The sequence below is a fragment of the Enterococcus sp. DA9 genome (assembly GCF_008000875.1).
Classification (GTDB): Bacteria; Bacillota; Bacilli; order Lactobacillales; family Enterococcaceae; genus Enterococcus_B; species Enterococcus_B lactis.
On record NZ_CP042839.1, the window covers coordinates 1,981,650 to 1,997,790 of the forward strand.

At 37.2% G+C, this 16,141-nt stretch carries 17 protein-coding genes; 14 read left to right on the forward strand and 3 right to left on the reverse strand.

Annotated features, from left to right (window positions below; genetic code table 11):
• The first annotated feature begins 271 nt into the window (after positions 1-271).
• The 9 genes from FTX43_RS10480 (at position 272) to FTX43_RS10520 (ending at position 6,345) form a co-directional block, all read left to right on the forward strand.
• Complete coding sequence (locus tag FTX43_RS10480) at positions 272-1,129, forward strand: glycosyltransferase family 8 protein (protein WP_002329245.1); 858 nt, start codon at positions 272-274, stop codon at positions 1,127-1,129.
• Positions 1,122-2,024, forward strand: coding sequence for a glycosyltransferase family 8 protein (locus FTX43_RS10485; protein ID WP_002306618.1), 903 nt, complete (start codon positions 1,122-1,124; stop codon positions 2,022-2,024). Before FTX43_RS10480 ends, FTX43_RS10485 begins: the two co-directional genes overlap by 8 nt.
• Positions 2,025-2,056: 32 nt before the next feature.
• The gene (locus tag FTX43_RS10490) at positions 2,057-2,407 is read left to right on the forward strand and encodes an iron-sulfur cluster biosynthesis family protein (protein WP_002291264.1); all 351 of its coding nucleotides are present in this window, start codon (positions 2,057-2,059) and stop codon (positions 2,405-2,407) included.
• A 48-nt stretch (positions 2,408-2,455) separates the two neighbouring features.
• Positions 2,456-3,379, forward strand: a complete 924-nt coding sequence (locus tag FTX43_RS10495) for a magnesium transporter CorA family protein (RefSeq protein WP_002313721.1) — start codon at positions 2,456-2,458, stop codon at positions 3,377-3,379.
• A gap of 79 nt (positions 3,380-3,458) precedes the next feature.
• Positions 3,459-4,352, forward strand: coding sequence for an SDR family oxidoreductase (locus FTX43_RS10500; RefSeq protein WP_002306620.1), 894 nt, complete (start codon positions 3,459-3,461; stop codon positions 4,350-4,352).
• A gap of 37 nt (positions 4,353-4,389) precedes the next feature.
• A complete protein-coding gene (gene amaP / locus FTX43_RS10505; protein WP_002313722.1) occupies positions 4,390-4,953 on the forward strand; it encodes an alkaline shock response membrane anchor protein AmaP in 564 nt (187 codons plus the stop codon).
• 11 nt (positions 4,954-4,964) lie between these two features.
• Positions 4,965-5,153 carry a DUF2273 domain-containing protein gene (locus FTX43_RS10510; RefSeq protein WP_002291274.1) on the forward strand — a complete coding sequence of 63 codons (189 nt, stop codon included), beginning with the start codon at positions 4,965-4,967 and terminating at the stop codon, positions 5,151-5,153.
• Between the two features lie 12 nt (positions 5,154-5,165).
• Positions 5,166-6,071, forward strand: a complete 906-nt coding sequence (locus FTX43_RS10515; protein ID WP_147607044.1) for an Asp23/Gls24 family envelope stress response protein — start codon at positions 5,166-5,168, stop codon at positions 6,069-6,071.
• A 31-nt stretch (positions 6,072-6,102) separates the two neighbouring features.
• Positions 6,103-6,345, forward strand: a complete 243-nt coding sequence (locus FTX43_RS10520; protein WP_002313724.1) for a GlsB/YeaQ/YmgE family stress response membrane protein — start codon at positions 6,103-6,105, stop codon at positions 6,343-6,345.
• A gap of 287 nt (positions 6,346-6,632) precedes the next feature.
• On the opposite strand, the gene FTX43_RS10525 is transcribed toward FTX43_RS10520, so the two are convergent.
• Complete coding sequence (locus tag FTX43_RS10525) at positions 6,633-7,004, reverse strand: hypothetical protein (protein ID WP_002306626.1); 372 nt, start codon at positions 7,002-7,004, stop codon at positions 6,633-6,635.
• 605 nt (positions 7,005-7,609) lie between these two features.
• Here FTX43_RS10525 and FTX43_RS15515 point away from each other — a divergent pair.
• From FTX43_RS15515 to FTX43_RS10540, 4 genes are all read left to right on the forward strand, one after another.
• On the forward strand, positions 7,610-7,792 hold the full coding sequence (locus FTX43_RS15515) for a hypothetical protein (protein ID WP_147607045.1): 183 nt from the start codon (positions 7,610-7,612) through the stop codon (positions 7,790-7,792).
• Positions 7,793-9,055: 1,263 nt separating this feature from the next.
• Positions 9,056-12,079 carry an LPXTG cell wall anchor domain-containing protein gene (locus FTX43_RS10535; RefSeq protein WP_147607139.1) on the forward strand — a complete coding sequence of 1,008 codons (3,024 nt, stop codon included), beginning with the start codon at positions 9,056-9,058 and terminating at the stop codon, positions 12,077-12,079.
• Positions 12,080-12,247: 168 nt separating this feature from the next.
• A complete protein-coding gene (locus FTX43_RS15260) occupies positions 12,248-12,646 on the forward strand; it encodes a helix-turn-helix domain-containing protein (RefSeq protein WP_261801532.1) in 399 nt (132 codons plus the stop codon).
• A 38-nt stretch (positions 12,647-12,684) separates the two neighbouring features.
• The gene (locus FTX43_RS10540) at positions 12,685-13,710 is read left to right on the forward strand and encodes a hypothetical protein (RefSeq protein WP_261801533.1); all 1,026 of its coding nucleotides are present in this window, start codon (positions 12,685-12,687) and stop codon (positions 13,708-13,710) included.
• Between the two features lie 121 nt (positions 13,711-13,831).
• On the opposite strand, the gene FTX43_RS10545 is transcribed toward FTX43_RS10540, so the two are convergent.
• Positions 13,832-14,065, reverse strand: coding sequence for a helix-turn-helix transcriptional regulator (locus tag FTX43_RS10545; protein WP_002306632.1), 234 nt, complete (start codon positions 14,063-14,065; stop codon positions 13,832-13,834).
• 8 nt (positions 14,066-14,073) lie between these two features.
• Positions 14,074-14,547 carry a DUF2975 domain-containing protein gene (locus FTX43_RS10550; RefSeq protein ID WP_147607046.1) on the reverse strand — a complete coding sequence of 158 codons (474 nt, stop codon included), beginning with the start codon at positions 14,545-14,547 and terminating at the stop codon, positions 14,074-14,076.
• Between the two features lie 310 nt (positions 14,548-14,857).
• Between FTX43_RS10550 and FTX43_RS10555 the strand changes: the two genes are divergently transcribed.
• Complete coding sequence (locus tag FTX43_RS10555) at positions 14,858-16,135, forward strand: GHKL domain-containing protein (protein ID WP_053002113.1); 1,278 nt, start codon at positions 14,858-14,860, stop codon at positions 16,133-16,135.
• Positions 16,136-16,141 lie beyond the last annotated feature (6 nt).

Sequence of the window (16,141 nt, forward strand, 5' to 3'; positions counted from 1 at the left end):
TTAAAAAAATGAAACTAACTTGCTTTGCCGTTATGAATTTTTTCAAAAAACATTCTTAAGAAAAAGGCGGCTATATATAGTAGTTTTTGGTCAATACCTTTGAATAAAAAGCCATGAAAAACGAATAGTTAGCGCTTACCAATGCGTTTTGTAATAAAAAAATTTTAAAATATTCAATGAAAACAAAGCATATATTTTGCTTTAAAGCCAAATGAGGAATATTCTAGATGTAGAACAGGTTAGAAAAAGATTAGAAAAAGGAGTGATTTTGATGGAGAAGAGATACGGCGTAGTTCCTGTGGTGACTGCTTCAGACGAAAATTATGCTCCTTACTTGAGCGTGATGATCGCAACTGCATTAGAAAATTGCAATAAAGCAAGACGCATAAAATTTTATGTGATTGACGATGGTCTATCAGAATATAGTAAACAAGGATTGGAAGAAACGGTAAATAAATATTCAAGTAATGCAAGTATCCAATTCCTGACAGTGGAAAAAGATATCTACGAAGACTTCCTAGTCAGCGACCATATCACAACTACCGCTTACTTAAGAATTTCTTTACCCAACTTATTAGCTAAAGAGGATTATAAGAAAGTCCTTTACTTAGATTCAGATGTGTTAGTGCTAGACGATATCGTAAAACTATATGATGAACCATTAAATGGAAAAACGATCGGCGCCATTATCGATCCAGGACAAGTGAAAGCATTGGAAAGATTAGGAATAGATTCCGATGACTTGTACTTCAATTCAGGGGTGATGGTGATTGACATCGATCAATGGAATAAAAAAGAAATTACAGAAAAAACTATCCATTATTTAAGTGAAAATGGTGATCGAATCATTTATCACGATCAAGATGCTTTGAATGCTGTCCTTTATGAAGATTGGGAACAACTTCATCCAAAATGGAACATGCAGACTTCTTTGATTTTTGAACGACACCCAGCACCAAATGAAAAATATGAACGTCTGTATAAAGAAGGAAATGAAAAACCTTCAATCGTTCATTTTACAGGACATGATAAACCTTGGAATACGTTGAAAGATCATCCGTATACCAATTTATACTTAAAAAAATTAGCACACAGTACTCTAACGAAAGTAGGCGAGATCAATGAATAAAAAAGAAATAGCAGTAGTCGCAAGTTGTAACACAAAATTCGTACCGCATTTAGCTGCGTTATTTGTCTCAGTATTAGATAATTGCAACCCGTCTAAATTTGTTCGGTTCTATGTGATTGACGACGATATCGATTTTGAAAGCAAACAGCTTTTACGTTTCTCAGTGAAAAATGCACGAATGAATTCAGATGTAGAATTTTTGAAAATCAATAAAGAATTCTTTACAAATGTAGTAATCAGCGATCGTATTCCAGAAACAGCTTATTACCGCATAGCGATTCCGGAATTGTTCCGCGGCACGGAAGTTGAACGTATCTTATATATGGATTGCGACATGATTGCATTACAAGATATCTCTAAATTATGGCGTCTTGACTTCGGTGATTCAATCGTAGCAGCTGTTGAAGACGCTGGGTTTCATCAACGATTAGAAAAAATGGAGATTCCAGCTAAATCAATGCGTTACTTCAACTCAGGATTGATGCTGATCAATGTAAAAAAATGGTTAGATGAAAATATTACGCAAAAAGTATTAGACTTCATCGAACATAATCCAGAAAAATTAAGGTTCCATGACCAAGATGCATTAAATGCAATCTTACATGATCGTTGGCTTCCGCTTCATCCGCGTTGGAATGCACAAGGCTATATCATGGCTAAAGCAAAGAAACATCCAACAGCAGCAGGTGAACGTGAATACGAAGAAACACGCAACAATCCTTACATTATCCATTTCTCAGGACATGTGAAACCTTGGAGCAAGGATTTTGAAGGACCAACGAAGAAATATTACGAAAAATATGCAGGGATGACGGCGTTCCGTTGTGTGGCTAAATTCCCTAAATATCCAAAATATGCAAAAATTCAACAAAAAACAGACGTAGTTGTTAAATAATACAAGACTACAACTGAACAGGGGGAGTAGGAATGGAAATTACACTGTCTAAAAATGCAGTAGAGACGTTAATCGAAAAAGTGGGGGAAAATACAAAAATTGCACTCGCTCTCATCAATGATTCCGATCCATTTTTAAGGGATAAAGGTGCTTTTGCAAAAGGCAGCTTTTTCCAAATCATTCCTTTTGTTTCGGAATTTGGAGAGTATGCAACAAAAATCGAGCATCCTTTACTGGAGATCTATACATCTAAAGTAGAACAAAGTTATTTCGGTAAACGACTAAACATGGACTTTAATAAACAGCTTGACAGCTTCTCATTAGAAAATGAAAGTGCAGTACTCGATTATAATATCAAATTAAAGAACTGCTTCTTCAGCTAATCGTTTTTGAAAAGTCCAGAAAGGAGGTATACATTGAGATACTACTTTGTGGATGATGAAATGAAAGTCACAGAAACAGATGAAAACAAATACAATTGGCTTATTCTCGATAATACAAAGCCAGAAGAGATTCAGCAGGCAATCAAAGAATTCGAGCTTCCAGATGATATTTTCGTAGGCACGGAATATCCGGAAGAAGTTTCTCGGATGGAGCGCCTTTATGAGACCAAATTAGCGCATCCATTTTCTTTGGTTGTGATTAATCTGGATCAGTCAGATAATCGTATCGAAAAAAAATTGACACCGATATCTTTTGTACTTTCCGATAATCTCTTGATTACATGTATTGATAGAAAGACCGATTTCGTGGATCGCTTGCTGACAAAGCATGGAGATCATTTAAACTCGTTTGAAAAGATCATCACGTATACATTACTGGATATTTATACCCATTACGTGAAAGAACTAAGAGAAATGAAGCATAGAATTGACGCTTTGGATAAAGCAGCTCGTAAAACGACGGAGAATGAGGAACTGTATAAACAGGCAGATCTTGAAAGAGACATTGTGTATATCGATCATACCTTAAGAGATCAGCGGAAAACGATGGATCAATTATGGAATTCTGAAACGTTTATCAAACGTTTAGACGATGAACAGTTGCTTTATGATGTCCATTTGAGGCAGCGCCAAACAGAAAAAATGATCGAGATCTATCGAGACTTATTGGAGAGTATTGGTGATTTATTCAATGGGATGATGGACAATAATCTAAACCACATCATGAAATATCTAGATTCAGCTGCACTAATCATCTCCGTTCCGGCGTTGTTTGCAGGGATTTGGGGAATGAATACAGGAGGGTTGCCGGGTAAAAGCTCTGCTTTAGGATTTATCCTCGTAGTATTCGGCTCTTTGATAGCAGCGGCGGTTTTAGGCTACCATCTATACCGAAAAGATTATACGAATTAAACAAACTATTTAAAACAGGTATCAAACAAAGAAATTTGTTTTGGCAATACAATTTAGAAAAACTAGGAGGAATACAGCAATGACAGAACCAAAATTAATCGATCCGCGAAATCTGTACCATACGGAGAAATTTCCTAAGCAAGATCAGGATACGCCAGCTTTACAACAGAACATGATTCCTGTTCCTGATTGCGGAGAAGAATCCTATGAGGGCAGTAATCAGCTGGAAAACCGACGTGTACTCATCACTGGTGGCGATTCAGGGATCGGTCGTGCAGCAGCGATTGCATTTGCTAGAGAAGGTGCAGACATCGCTCTTCAATTCTTCCCAGGAGAAGAAAAAGATGCAGAAGAAGTAGCTAAATACGTCAAAGATGCAGGACGTAAAATCGTCTTACTACCATTTGATCTTCGTGATGAACAAGCACCTAAAGAAATCATTGAAAAAGCAGTAAGTGAGCTTGGTGGGCTAGATACGATGGTATTGAATGCAGGACAGCAAATTTCTTGCCAGTCCATTGTTGAACTGCCACTTGAACAAATCAAAGACACATTCATGGTCAACATCATCGCTATGTTTGCTTTAGTGAAAGAAGCAGTTCCGCATATCCCAGCAGGAGGAGCGATTGTTACAACAACATCTGTCCAAGCCTTCAATCCAAGTGAACATTTATTGGATTATGCAGCAACAAAAGCTTCAATCGCTAACTTTACGATTGGCTTAGCAAAACAACTTGCTCCTAAGGGAATCCGTGTAAATGGCGTAGCACCTGGTCCAATCTGGACACCGCTGCAACTAGACGAAGGCCAGCCTTCTGATTCAATTCCTGAATTTGGTCAGCAAAGTTTACTAGAACGTGCAGGTCAGCCAGGAGAATTAGCACCGGTCTATGTCTTCTTAGCATCGAATAAAGCAAGTTATGTCACAGCTCAAATCTACGGAGTAACTGGTGGAGAAGCGATCAACTTATAAAAAGTTGATCGTTTCACCCCTATGAGGAGGTGCGAAAATGAATAAAGGAGTAAAAACGCTTGGAGTGATCGGAACGTTACTTTTGCTATCTATACTTTTGTTTGCGATACTATTAAGTGCAGCCTATCCACTGCCTTTTCAATTAGAGAAGTTTCGATTCTTTTCCATCACTAATTCATATGTGCAACAATATGTATTCTGGCTTGCTGTTGCATTTGCTATTTTGACGATTATCACGTTGCTTGTTTTCTTGTTTTATCCAAAAACGATCGGAACCTTTTTACTGAAACATGGTGATGGGGAGTTGACGTTGGATAAAAAAGCAATCGAAGGAATGGTTCGTTCTCACTTGCATGAAGATGAATTTATCCATTCACCAAAAGTAAATGTCAAAGCAACGAAAAACAAGATCGCCGTCAATGTAAAAGGGGAGTTGAAACGAACTTCAGCACTCATTGGTAAAACGGGAACATTGATGAAAGAAATCGAAAACGAAGTACAACACATATTAGGCACAAAAGAGTCAGTGAAAGTATCCGTGAGATACACAGGCTTTGAAGAACCAGCTAAACAAAGTAATGACCGCAAACGAGTAGAATAGGGGGGACCAAAATGAAAGAACTATTTTCGACATACAAGCTCCCTATCATCTTTGGGGTACTTGGGTTGATATTAGCCGTTTTATGGATAACCGTCGGCTTTTTCAAGACTTTATTGATCTTGATCATGGCCGCTATCGGTGTCGCTATCGGTTTTTATTTGAAACAAACGAAAATCTTAGATCACTATTTTAAATCTTAGGAGGAAACATCCATGAATAACAATAACAAAAATAATAATAACAATAAAATGAACAACCAAAAACCAGTGTCTGCACATCCAGACCCAACGACACCAAACCAATCAAATGGTGTGAACGATGAAAAGAACAAAACAGCACCAGTATCTGCACATCCAGATCCAGTCGTGCCAAATGTTCAACAAGGTGTAAAAGAAAAGAAACATGACGCAGAAAAACATGCGCCTCATCATCCCGGCTCTCCAGAATCTAAAGTTCCAGAACAACATGATGCAATCGATCCTTCTGAACCATTAGAGGAACAAAAGCACCCTTCTGATCATGCGAAAGCACAAGAAAAACTTGGTTCTGAACACTCAAATGGACAAGAAAAATTTGGTTCACAACATACAAATGACCAAGAAAACCATGGCTCTGAGCAGGAAGATTCGATGCGCGGTGAGTTGAATTATGAAGACAAAGTGGTGCAAAAAATCATTGGAATCGCAATTGAACAAGTAGACGGTTTATTATCTGCAAACGGTGGTTTCTTCTCTAATGTGGCAGGAAAACTTGTGAATACAGATAATGTAACGGCTGGGATCGAAACAGAAGTCGGTAAAAAACAAGTAGCAGTTGACATGGATATCATTGTGGAATATGGCAAAGATATCGAAAAAATCTTTGAAGAAATGCAAGAAGTAATCGGCAAAGAAGTAAAAAATATGACACACTTAGACGTCATCGAAGTTAACGCTAACGTAGTGGACATCAAAACAAAAGAAGAATTTGAAAAAGATCAAGAAACAGTGCAAGACAAAGTAACTGACGCAGCGAAAAAAACCGGTGAATTTGCTTCTAATCAAACAGATAAAGTAAAATCAGCAGCTGGAAGCGGCGTTGAAAAAGTAAAAGAAAATACAGAGCCACGCGTTCAGTAATAAGGAAGCAAAACATTAGGAGGAACGAAACATGGGATTTATTTGGTCACTTATCGTCGGAGGAATTATCGGAGCAATTGCAGGAGCAATCACGAATAAAGGTTCTTCGATGGGGATTATTGCAAATGTCGTAGCAGGTTTAGTTGGATCAGCACTTGGCCAAACATTATTAGGTTCTTGGGGACCAAGTATTGCAGGAATGGCAATCGTACCATCATTGATTGGTGCCATCATTTTAGTACTGATTGTCTCATTTTTTGCTAGAAAACTGTAAAAAGACTTTTAATAAAAAGGTCGTGAAAAAGCTGTTCTGCATCAAGTAATAAGAACAACCAAACAAAAATAGCTTTTCATATTTTTCGTTTGGTTGGGCTTATTATCGAAGATGCAAGCTTTTTATTCGAAATAAGGGGCTGTGACAAGATTTTGTCATAGCCCCTTGTTTGTGTGGGTAAATTCCCAATTAGATTTTTAAAAGTTTTTTAAAGAAAAACCAGTATGTTGACCAGTTTTTCCTTAACTGTGTCTTTATTGATACAGATAAGCTTTCTCCACCTTTTTTTAATAAAACAATGTCTCCCTAAATTTTCTTGAGAGAGGGAAGGTGAACATACAAAATAGTACGACCACTTGAAAGTCCCAGATGATCCACAAATGAATCGTATGATACTGATGAAGTAAAAAGCAATGGATCAGAAACTCAAAGAGATTGAAAAAGACAAGGAAGAAATAATATCTCTTTTTTACTCTTGTCTGTTTTAGCCAATAATAGCTCGTAAAGTAATCTAGACAAACAAATAGAAGTAAACAAAGTTTCGTAAGAGCAGTAATCGCATCATGTTGCTCAGCTAGACGATTGACGAGCAGAAAGAATGTTGGTAATGGAATATAGATCACGAGTAATGAAAGAAAAAAGTAAACGATGAATGGCATACTATTCCTCCTAATTGTGTGAATTCGTCCTCATTTTAAAATAACGATATTTGTTTGTGAAGCTTTTTCGTGTCGTAACAAATGTTATCTAATGTATTTTTAAATAAATAATCATTATTATCAAATTAACGTTAAAAAGAAAAATGAGTAGTGGATCGTTGTTATTCGAAACATTCTGTCAAAAACTCCATATTAAATGGTAAAAAGTGGCATTACATAATAGAAAGAACCCCTTTACAGTATAAATGTGGGAGTTTGCTCCCGCATAAAAACAAAAAGAAAGGAGTGGGAGACACCCAGTTACGATTATTGGTGAGAGAACTACATATTCAAAGATCGTAAGAAGGGGAACAGAAGCAATTCACGTACAATGCTGACCGTCAAGTTTGTCACAACAAATGATCGTTAGGTGTTTAGCAAAATAAATACTATTTGATCGATCAGACTTGTGTCAATTGAGCAAAAGCTACGGAGGTTAGGAACAAAACTATTTTTACACTATTTATTTATGTTTAAAACAAGAAAATAGCATACCTTCTTTGCTGACGGTTTAAAACAGACCGCTATTGATCTGTATAGGAAAAATAAAGGAGGTAAAACATTCATTGAAAAAAGTAAAAAAGTTATTGACTAGTACACTATCGTTGGGACTGGCTCTAGGGAATATGGGCGGTACCGTAGTAGAAGCCGCCTCTGCCTTACATTCGATCGAATTACCAGTATTAAGGCAATTAATTACGCCCTCAGGAAGAGAAAGAACAGGAAGAAACAAAGAAAGAGGAAAATAAACCACGAGCATCTACCTTGCCACGATTACCAATAGAAGAAAAAAAGAAACAAACCAAGTTGATTATATGTTCCCAGAGACACGATTGACTAGATGGACAATGGAAGAAGTGGTAACAGAATTAATGGATTTTTATGAACGATATTTTGTATACAGATTCAATGAAGCGATGGCAAATCATGACCATTCCTTTACGCGTGGGGAATTTTTAGAACTAACATATGACGAATATATGGATGTTCATAATGTACCAGAAATTGATTCTCCAAGTTTTTCTTCCAATGTACTTTCTTCACTTGGGATAACTAGCACAAGTATAGCAATCGGATCTACTTCAGATGATTTTTCTGCTTTTGTAGATACAAAGAGCGGGAATTGGAGATTTAGGGCGCTGACGGTTAATTGGGGCGACCCCTATAAGATAAGATTAACTAGGATAGGCGACGAACGAAACTTAGGTAATGAAAGTATAGAGCTACGTGTTCAAGTGTATCTTTCCGGACCTAATGCGTCTCATAGACAACACAGATTAATAAATTTCCACTCTGCAGCAAAATCAATGGGAGAGCTTGGAATCGAAGCCAAATCTGGCACACATAATTTATGGGAAGGCGATGCGGTACCAGATCCTTCTGATTATGTGACGATTGATCGGAGTAATGTCAAATGGGATCTGAAGACAGAATGGGAAACTCCACCTAGAATGGATACAATTGGTACTCAAAATACTAGAATCAAAGTAACTGAAGATACTTCTGGCAGAACGACTACTGTAACTGTGCCGATCACGGTTCAGGATAGAGCACTACAAATCACTGGAAAGGCTGGTCCGCATTCCATTTACGTGAGCGAAGCAATCCCTAATCCTGCTGACTACTTTGAAGTGAGAGACCCTCTTGGACAGACCCATCAGTTAGAGTGGCTCGATGCTGATACGAGCTCAGTTGGTACGAAAACGTGGCGGGCAAAAGCAACGGCTGCTGATGGACGTGAAGCTACTGGTTCGATCACGATGGATATTCTTCCTCAACCAGAGTTAGAACTAAAATTGAAGAATGTAGAAGATCGACATCTCGGTGGAAATTATCCTGCACTTTCCTCTTCATTCCGTGAATATATCCAAGAAGCGACGATGGAAGGGCAAAGGCTTAATACAGCTGACTTAGAGTTTGTCGCCGCTGAATCAACAGAGCCAGATTCTTCTATCGTAGGAGAACAGGCGCTCAAACTGACTGTTCAAACGAGACACCCTGTTACAGGTCGAATGATCAAAGGAACAGCTGAAACAACAGTCAATATTCGTTGGGGCGACACGTTCTTATTGAAAGCCCATGATGGACGATCAGCTGGAGCATACGCTTTCCAGTTGAGGAATGGGAATAATGCTCGAATCGTGGCAACTCGAGGATTAGATTCTCCTCTCGATGAACGGATTGGTCTTGAAGATTCGTTGTATTACTCTATTGAGGTGCTACGAAATGACCGACAAGCTTATTACCATGAGGTGCCGGGGAGAGCTACTCTACAGCAAGTGATCACGACATTCGGAAATGGAAATGGATACCTTGATGTACAGTTGGGCGATATCATCAATATTCACCATCCACAAAAGAGTGCAGGAAGCTCAGTCTTGATGGTAGAAGAAGAAGAACAGGACTTCACTTACGGAACAGATAACGCCTATTATCGTGTCACAGCTTTCGGATTTGAACCACTTCCTGTACTCCCTGATCCGGCGATCCAACTGAAATTGAAGCCAATGGAAGAACGTACATTAGGAGAAACTTCTGCGTCACTGGCAAGTACGTTTAAAAATTATATCGAAGAAGCCACTTTTGAAGGGGAATCAGTTGCGATCGAGGATTTAGAATTCGTCGCAGCAGAATCGACAGAGCCGACGAATACGATTGCTGGCAAACAAGATATTCGGATCACGGTACAAGCGAAACACCCGATTTCTGGGGAGACGATCAAAGGAACAGCCGAAACATCGGTCAATTATCTTTGGGGAGATACATTCATGATCAAGTCAAGCGAAGGTGGCTCAGCAGGAGCTTATTCCTTACATCTAAGAAGTGGGAATGCAGCTAGATTAACCGTTACCAGTGGGTTGCCTTCAGCATTAGATGAACGGGTCGGTACGGAAGAATCGATGCACGCCTTGTATTATTCTTTGGAAGTCCTGAGAAACAATCAGTCAATCTACAATTATGAGGTACTTGGTAGAGGAACTCTGCGGCAAGTGATCAATAACTTTGGGAACGGGAATGGTTACTATGATGTACGATTGGATGATGTAATCAAGATCTATCACCCACAGAGATCACCGAACAGCTCAGTTGTCATGATCGATGAAGAAGAACGGGATTTCACTTATGATTCCGAATATGCTTATTACAGAGTGACTGCATTCGGACTAGAACCGATTCCAGTGATGGAAGCAGAAGGGACTTCGCAAACATTCTCTTTGAGGGAGGACGTCAGCACATTAGATGTCAAAGAACTAGTCAAAGATGTCACGATCAATCATCAAAGTATCTCAGAAGATCGTTACACGATCGAACAAGTGTCAGAGATTGACACAAGTACAACTGGAAAACGAACGACAAAAGTAAAGATTACGATGAATGATGGGTTAGCTGAAACCGAAATCGAAGTGCCTTATGAAGTACAGTGGGGAAGTACATTCGTTCTTCGAGGACTGGAAGAAATGACCGTCGGCGCGTTTAGTTTATTAAAAGAAGGCGATCAGTTAGCAATCCATGCTTCTCCTGGTTCAAGCAACACGGACTTGAATCGTCCAGTGAACAATCCGTTCGGCAGAGGAATCTATTATGCCATCGAAGTGCTAGAAAATGACACGCGAAAATACAACTATGAAATAACAGGGAATACCTTGATCCGTCAAGCAGTAAACGGCTTCAACAACGGGCAGCCGTTAGCAGTCAATGTAGGAGATACCATCAAAGTCTATCACGCGGAGACACAAGGAAGAAATCTTCTGATGATGGATGAAATGGTCAGAGATTACACAGGTGGTTCTAATTATGCCTATTACAGAGTAACGGAAGAAGGATTCGAGCCATTTACAGATATCAAGGCTGATCCGATTTCACAAGAACTGCTGTTAGGACATGAGACGAATACAGTGAATCCGGCAGAATTGATCCAAAATGTGACATTCAACGGACGTCCGCTAACGAGTGATCTTTATACGGTGGAACAATTGTCTAACTTCGATACGACAACAGTGGGAGAAAAAGGGGTTCGTGTGAGAGTAAGCACGACTGATGGTACTGGGTTCACAGAAGTGAAGATCCCTTATGTAGTGAAATGGGGAAGTACGATCCGAGTCAAAAACAATGACGGCGCAACGATTGGCGCATTCAGTCTAATTAAACAGACAAATCCGAACAATCAGAATACTCAAATGATGATCCGAGCATCTCAAGGTGTGGCAAATACAGAGTTGTCCAAAGTAGTGCATGATTATTCCGATCGCTCGATTTATTATCAATTCGATGTGATGAACAAAGATAATACCACTAGCAGATTCACATATGATGTAACAGGAAACCGAACGATCGAACAAGCATTGTCTCGATTCAATAGTGGACAGCCATTGAATGTCAACATAGAAGACATTGTCAGGATCTATCATACGAAAGAGTTTAGACGAAATATGTTGATGGAAGATGAGCAGGAGAAGAACTTCACTTACGGTTCTCAATATGCTTATTATGAAGTCACAGAATATGGGTTCGAACCAAGCGGGAAAATTGATGTAGAAGCTAATAAAGTAGAAATCCCACGAGGTGCAACGGATCTCGATCTTAAATCATTTATCAAAAATGTAAAAGTAAATGACAAGGTCATTCCAGAAAATCTTTATACAGTCTCTTTAAATTCTGAAATCGACACATCGACTCCTGGTCGGAACAATGTCGCAGTCAACGTGACGACTGACAGTTCTTATGGCGGTTTTTCAACAGAATTGAATATGCCGTATGAAGTACGTGATCACACGACGGAATCCAGTACGAATGAATCACAAAATAATAACACGAATAATGATGGAACAAGCGGCAGTACGGAACGAAATGAAGGAACGACACCAAGCATCCAAGATGATCCAACAACAAGTGCAGATAATGAATCTTCACTGAATATGCCACAAACCAATGCAACTAGGAATACTGCATGGACGTTGATTGGTATCGCGTTAGTAGCAGGCATAGGGACGATTGTTATGAGAAGAAAAGCAAAAGAGAAAGTTGAAAATCAATAACCGTTTTTTGCTTAAGTAAGAAAAAATAGTTCTCAAAGTTCCTATTCCTAAAACAGATAAACGATATAATATAATTAAAGGCACTCAATAAGGGAAACCGACATTGAGTGCTTTTACATTTATCTATCAGGATGTATCAAAAGAATTTTGTTAGAAAGGGGTGGAAACATGTTGAATCTTCTCTCAAAAAAATTACAACGTCAGTTGAATCTGTTAGAAATACTATTCGAGGAGGAACGTTGCCGTCTTAGTCAATTGGAAAAAAGATTGGCAAGTTCTGGAAAAACATTGCGGAACGATTTTATAGAAATCAATACATATTCTTCCGATATCCAAATCGTCACTGATCGGGATGCTGGTGTGACAGCTATATTTTCACCTGCCTTCACAAAAGATCATATTTATCAGATCGTGATCTCCCAATCTACTGAATATAAATATTTAGAAACCATACTGCTACATCCAAAAGAGAATTATTTAGAATTAGCAGAGTATCTGTTTATTTCAGAAAGTACATTGCGAAGAATCGTAAAGAAAACCCAATCAAAATTAAAAAATACGATTTGAGGATCAAAGGGTTGACTCGGATTGTCGGAGAGGGTCAGGTGATCGACGGTCTTACAGCTCGTTTGCTGATGGAAAAGTATCCTTCTCCTGCTAGTATTTTTAATCGTTCTTTTAGCGAAGCAATTTATGACGTGGTTATCCTATTTTTAAAAGAAAATCAGCTGTATGAGGTAGCAAAAAATGATCCGAAAACCTTATGTTTTTTACATTTTTTTATTGCTTGTCGTATACAACGATTCAACAAAAATAAAATGGAAATGGAGCAAAAGAAAATCAGCTGTTTCACCTTTTCATTCTTGGAGAAAAATCACTTGAGCCATTTTTCTTTGCCATGGGAAGAAAAAATCTGGCAGTGGATATTTGATACAGAAGTCATCCATACTGCTTTGAAAATAAGAAATGCAAGCGAGCAAAGAAAGTATCATTTTTGTATCAGTAATTGTTTAATGACATGGATGGATTGCTTGGAAAAAAAATATCAGTTGGAATGTGAGAACAAAGATCTGATCGTTCAACGATGTAAAGAGATACTGACACAACCACGATTTCCAGAATATATCCTAAATGATCCAAGCCAGACAACGATAGTCGATCCGCCGATTTTAGCCTGTTTATATGAAGAACTGAAGGGCAGGATGGTTGATGACTGCAGAGAAAAAGGATACGTCATCCCTGAACTCGATTCATTTGTTCGCCATGCTATCTTAGAAATTCTTTTCGACTGGCCGTTATTGCTATCATACATTGAAGGGAAAGAAAATAAATTAAAAGCAGTGATAGTCATAAATACAAGAAAAAAACAGGCGGATTACATAGCAAAAAGATTGCAAAAAAAATTGGGAGACTATTATCAATTTAGTGTCATGCCAAACTTTAATCAGAAAGAAAAGAAATCATATCATCTAGATATCGACTGTATTATTACAAATGTAATGATTGATGATGAGACAAACATTCCGGTCTTCGGTATTTCTCTATTTCCAAATCAACGTGAGATCCAAAATCTTCTCCATTTTTATCAGGAGAAGTACCAAGTAGTAGAAGAAAAGTCTCTCTACGTGTAAATACGTATCTATAGACAACAGGATATTCCATCAAAATAAAATATCTGAGTAATAGATGTAATGACCGCTAAAGTTCTCGTACATCTATTATTCAGATTATTTTTTTACTGATTGTTATGTTTTATATTCCTTTTTTTGGTATAGGATCGGGGTCTTTTTGGTAACTTAATAAATCCCCCGGTTGACACTCTAATACTTCACAGATTTTTTCGAGGGTAGAAAAACGGATAGCTTTTGCTTTTCCGGTTTTTAGAATAGAGATATTTGCCATCGTAATACCCACTTTTTCACTCAATTCTGTTACACTCATCTTTTTTTGAGCCAATACTACATCTAGATTAACGATAATAGCCATGTCGCACCTCACACTGTCAAATCATGATCTGTCTTAAGTAAAATCGCGTGTTCGAGCAAATTTTCCAACACGCTTGTCAAAGTGTATACGGCAAAAGGAATGAATACGACAGCAATTCCTACCAACATCAAACCAGGAGCATCATCTAAATCAGCCACTTTCAAAAATTTAGGAAGCAAGCCGAAAAAGGCGAAGACAATAATCAAAATCGTTCGTTCGATTTTTTTTAGAATGACCAAGCTTTGATTGGAAAAGGCCTGGTTTTCTTCGATTTGTTTCAACAGCCTCAATAAGAAATAAGCAATAATAATCCCTAAGAGAAGGGCGAAGTAGATGACAGAAACGAATAAAGTCGTCTGCCAATCAAAAGTGAATCCTTTTTCGCTTGTAGCGATTTGAGTATAAAAAAGTATACCGAATAAAATAAATACGGCACTTATACCTAAAACAACAAACTTTAATAATAATGTTTTTAATTTCATTTTTATCCCTCTTTTATCTTTGATAGCTAAAATATAGCAGGATAATTATTGAAAAGCAATTACTTTTTATCGAAAAACAATAAATTTTTGCCTTTTTTAGCAAATGTGGTTTTATAGTATTTGAGAGTTTTAATTGAAGTTAGCCTTTGATTCTTTTTGATTTATAAGGAAACTTTTAAATATGTTATTTACAAATAGTTAGTAAACTATGTTACAATTTTTATGGGGAAAAACTTAAAAAATAAATTTTTTTATTCATAATTGCTGTTTATTTTGTTATGTAAAACATGCATAAAGTGAGGTTCTAAAATTGAATATTTTACAGTTAAGTTATTCTCTACTCATATCAGGGCAGCTGATGACGATGTTTGTTGGATTGGGCTATTTGAACAAGAAACTAAGAAATAAAAAGTATGCTTTATTATCAATCTTAGTTATCCTATTAATATCGGTGCTTTATCAATGGATAAATGTAATTGCCACTGGTTTGGTATGGCTAGTCATGTGTGCTCTCGTGATTTATCATGAAGAGACGCTTCAATCAGCTTTATTCTATGCTTCGTTATCTATTATCTTACTTATTTTTTCTAATTATCTGATTTACGTTATCTTAAAATCATTATCTATAATGATGCATGATTTGGGTATATGTTTTTTATCAATTATTTTATATTTATGTTTCGCATTTTATTTAAGGAATCATATATTAAAAAAAGTACCCCTTGAATCGATGGTATATGATATTAGTAAGTATACTGTTATTGCTACGTTTTTGATTTATTTCATTTTTCTTATGATTGAACGCTTTTCAGATTTAGACTGTTTCATGAAGGGTGCTCATGGGATCTTTATGCTGGCATATAGCCTTTTTGCTATTCTTATCAGCTTTTTAGCTGTTTATACAAAAAAGGCAGAATATAAAAGTAAAGAAGAAAAGAATCGAATGGAATATCTTATCGAATATAGTGAGCAAATCGAAAAAAGTTATATGGAAATACGCAAGTTCAAGCACGACTACAAAAACATACTAGTTTCTATGGAAAATTATATCCAAAGTAATGATATAGATGGGTTGAAACATTTTTTTTACTCCCACATCAATGAAACTGGAACCCTTTTTGATCAGGAATTATTAGAAATGTCACCGATAAGAAATCTTGAAGCCAAGGAAATAAAAAGCATCGTTTTGAGCAAGTTGTATCTAGCTCATGAAAAAGGAATAGAAATAGACGTAAATGTGCCACAAAAATTGGATTCTTTCCCCGTTCCTTCTATCATGCTAGTTCGGATGCTGGGGATCATACTAGATAATGCAGTTGAAGAATCTTCTATTATAGATAAGCCGAAAATCTTGTTTGCCGGATTGAGACAAGAAGAAGCGATAACCTTTATTATTGCCAATAAATGTCGTTCTGATATACCTGATTTACATGTATTAAAGAAAAAATCTTATTCATCAAAAGGGAAAGAACGTGGGATTGGTCTAAGCAATCTTGATGAATTAGTTCAGTTGAATAAAAATGTGTACTTAGATACTAAAATCGAAGAAGGACAGTTTATTCAAATACTGACCATTTGGGAGGGGTAGAATCTT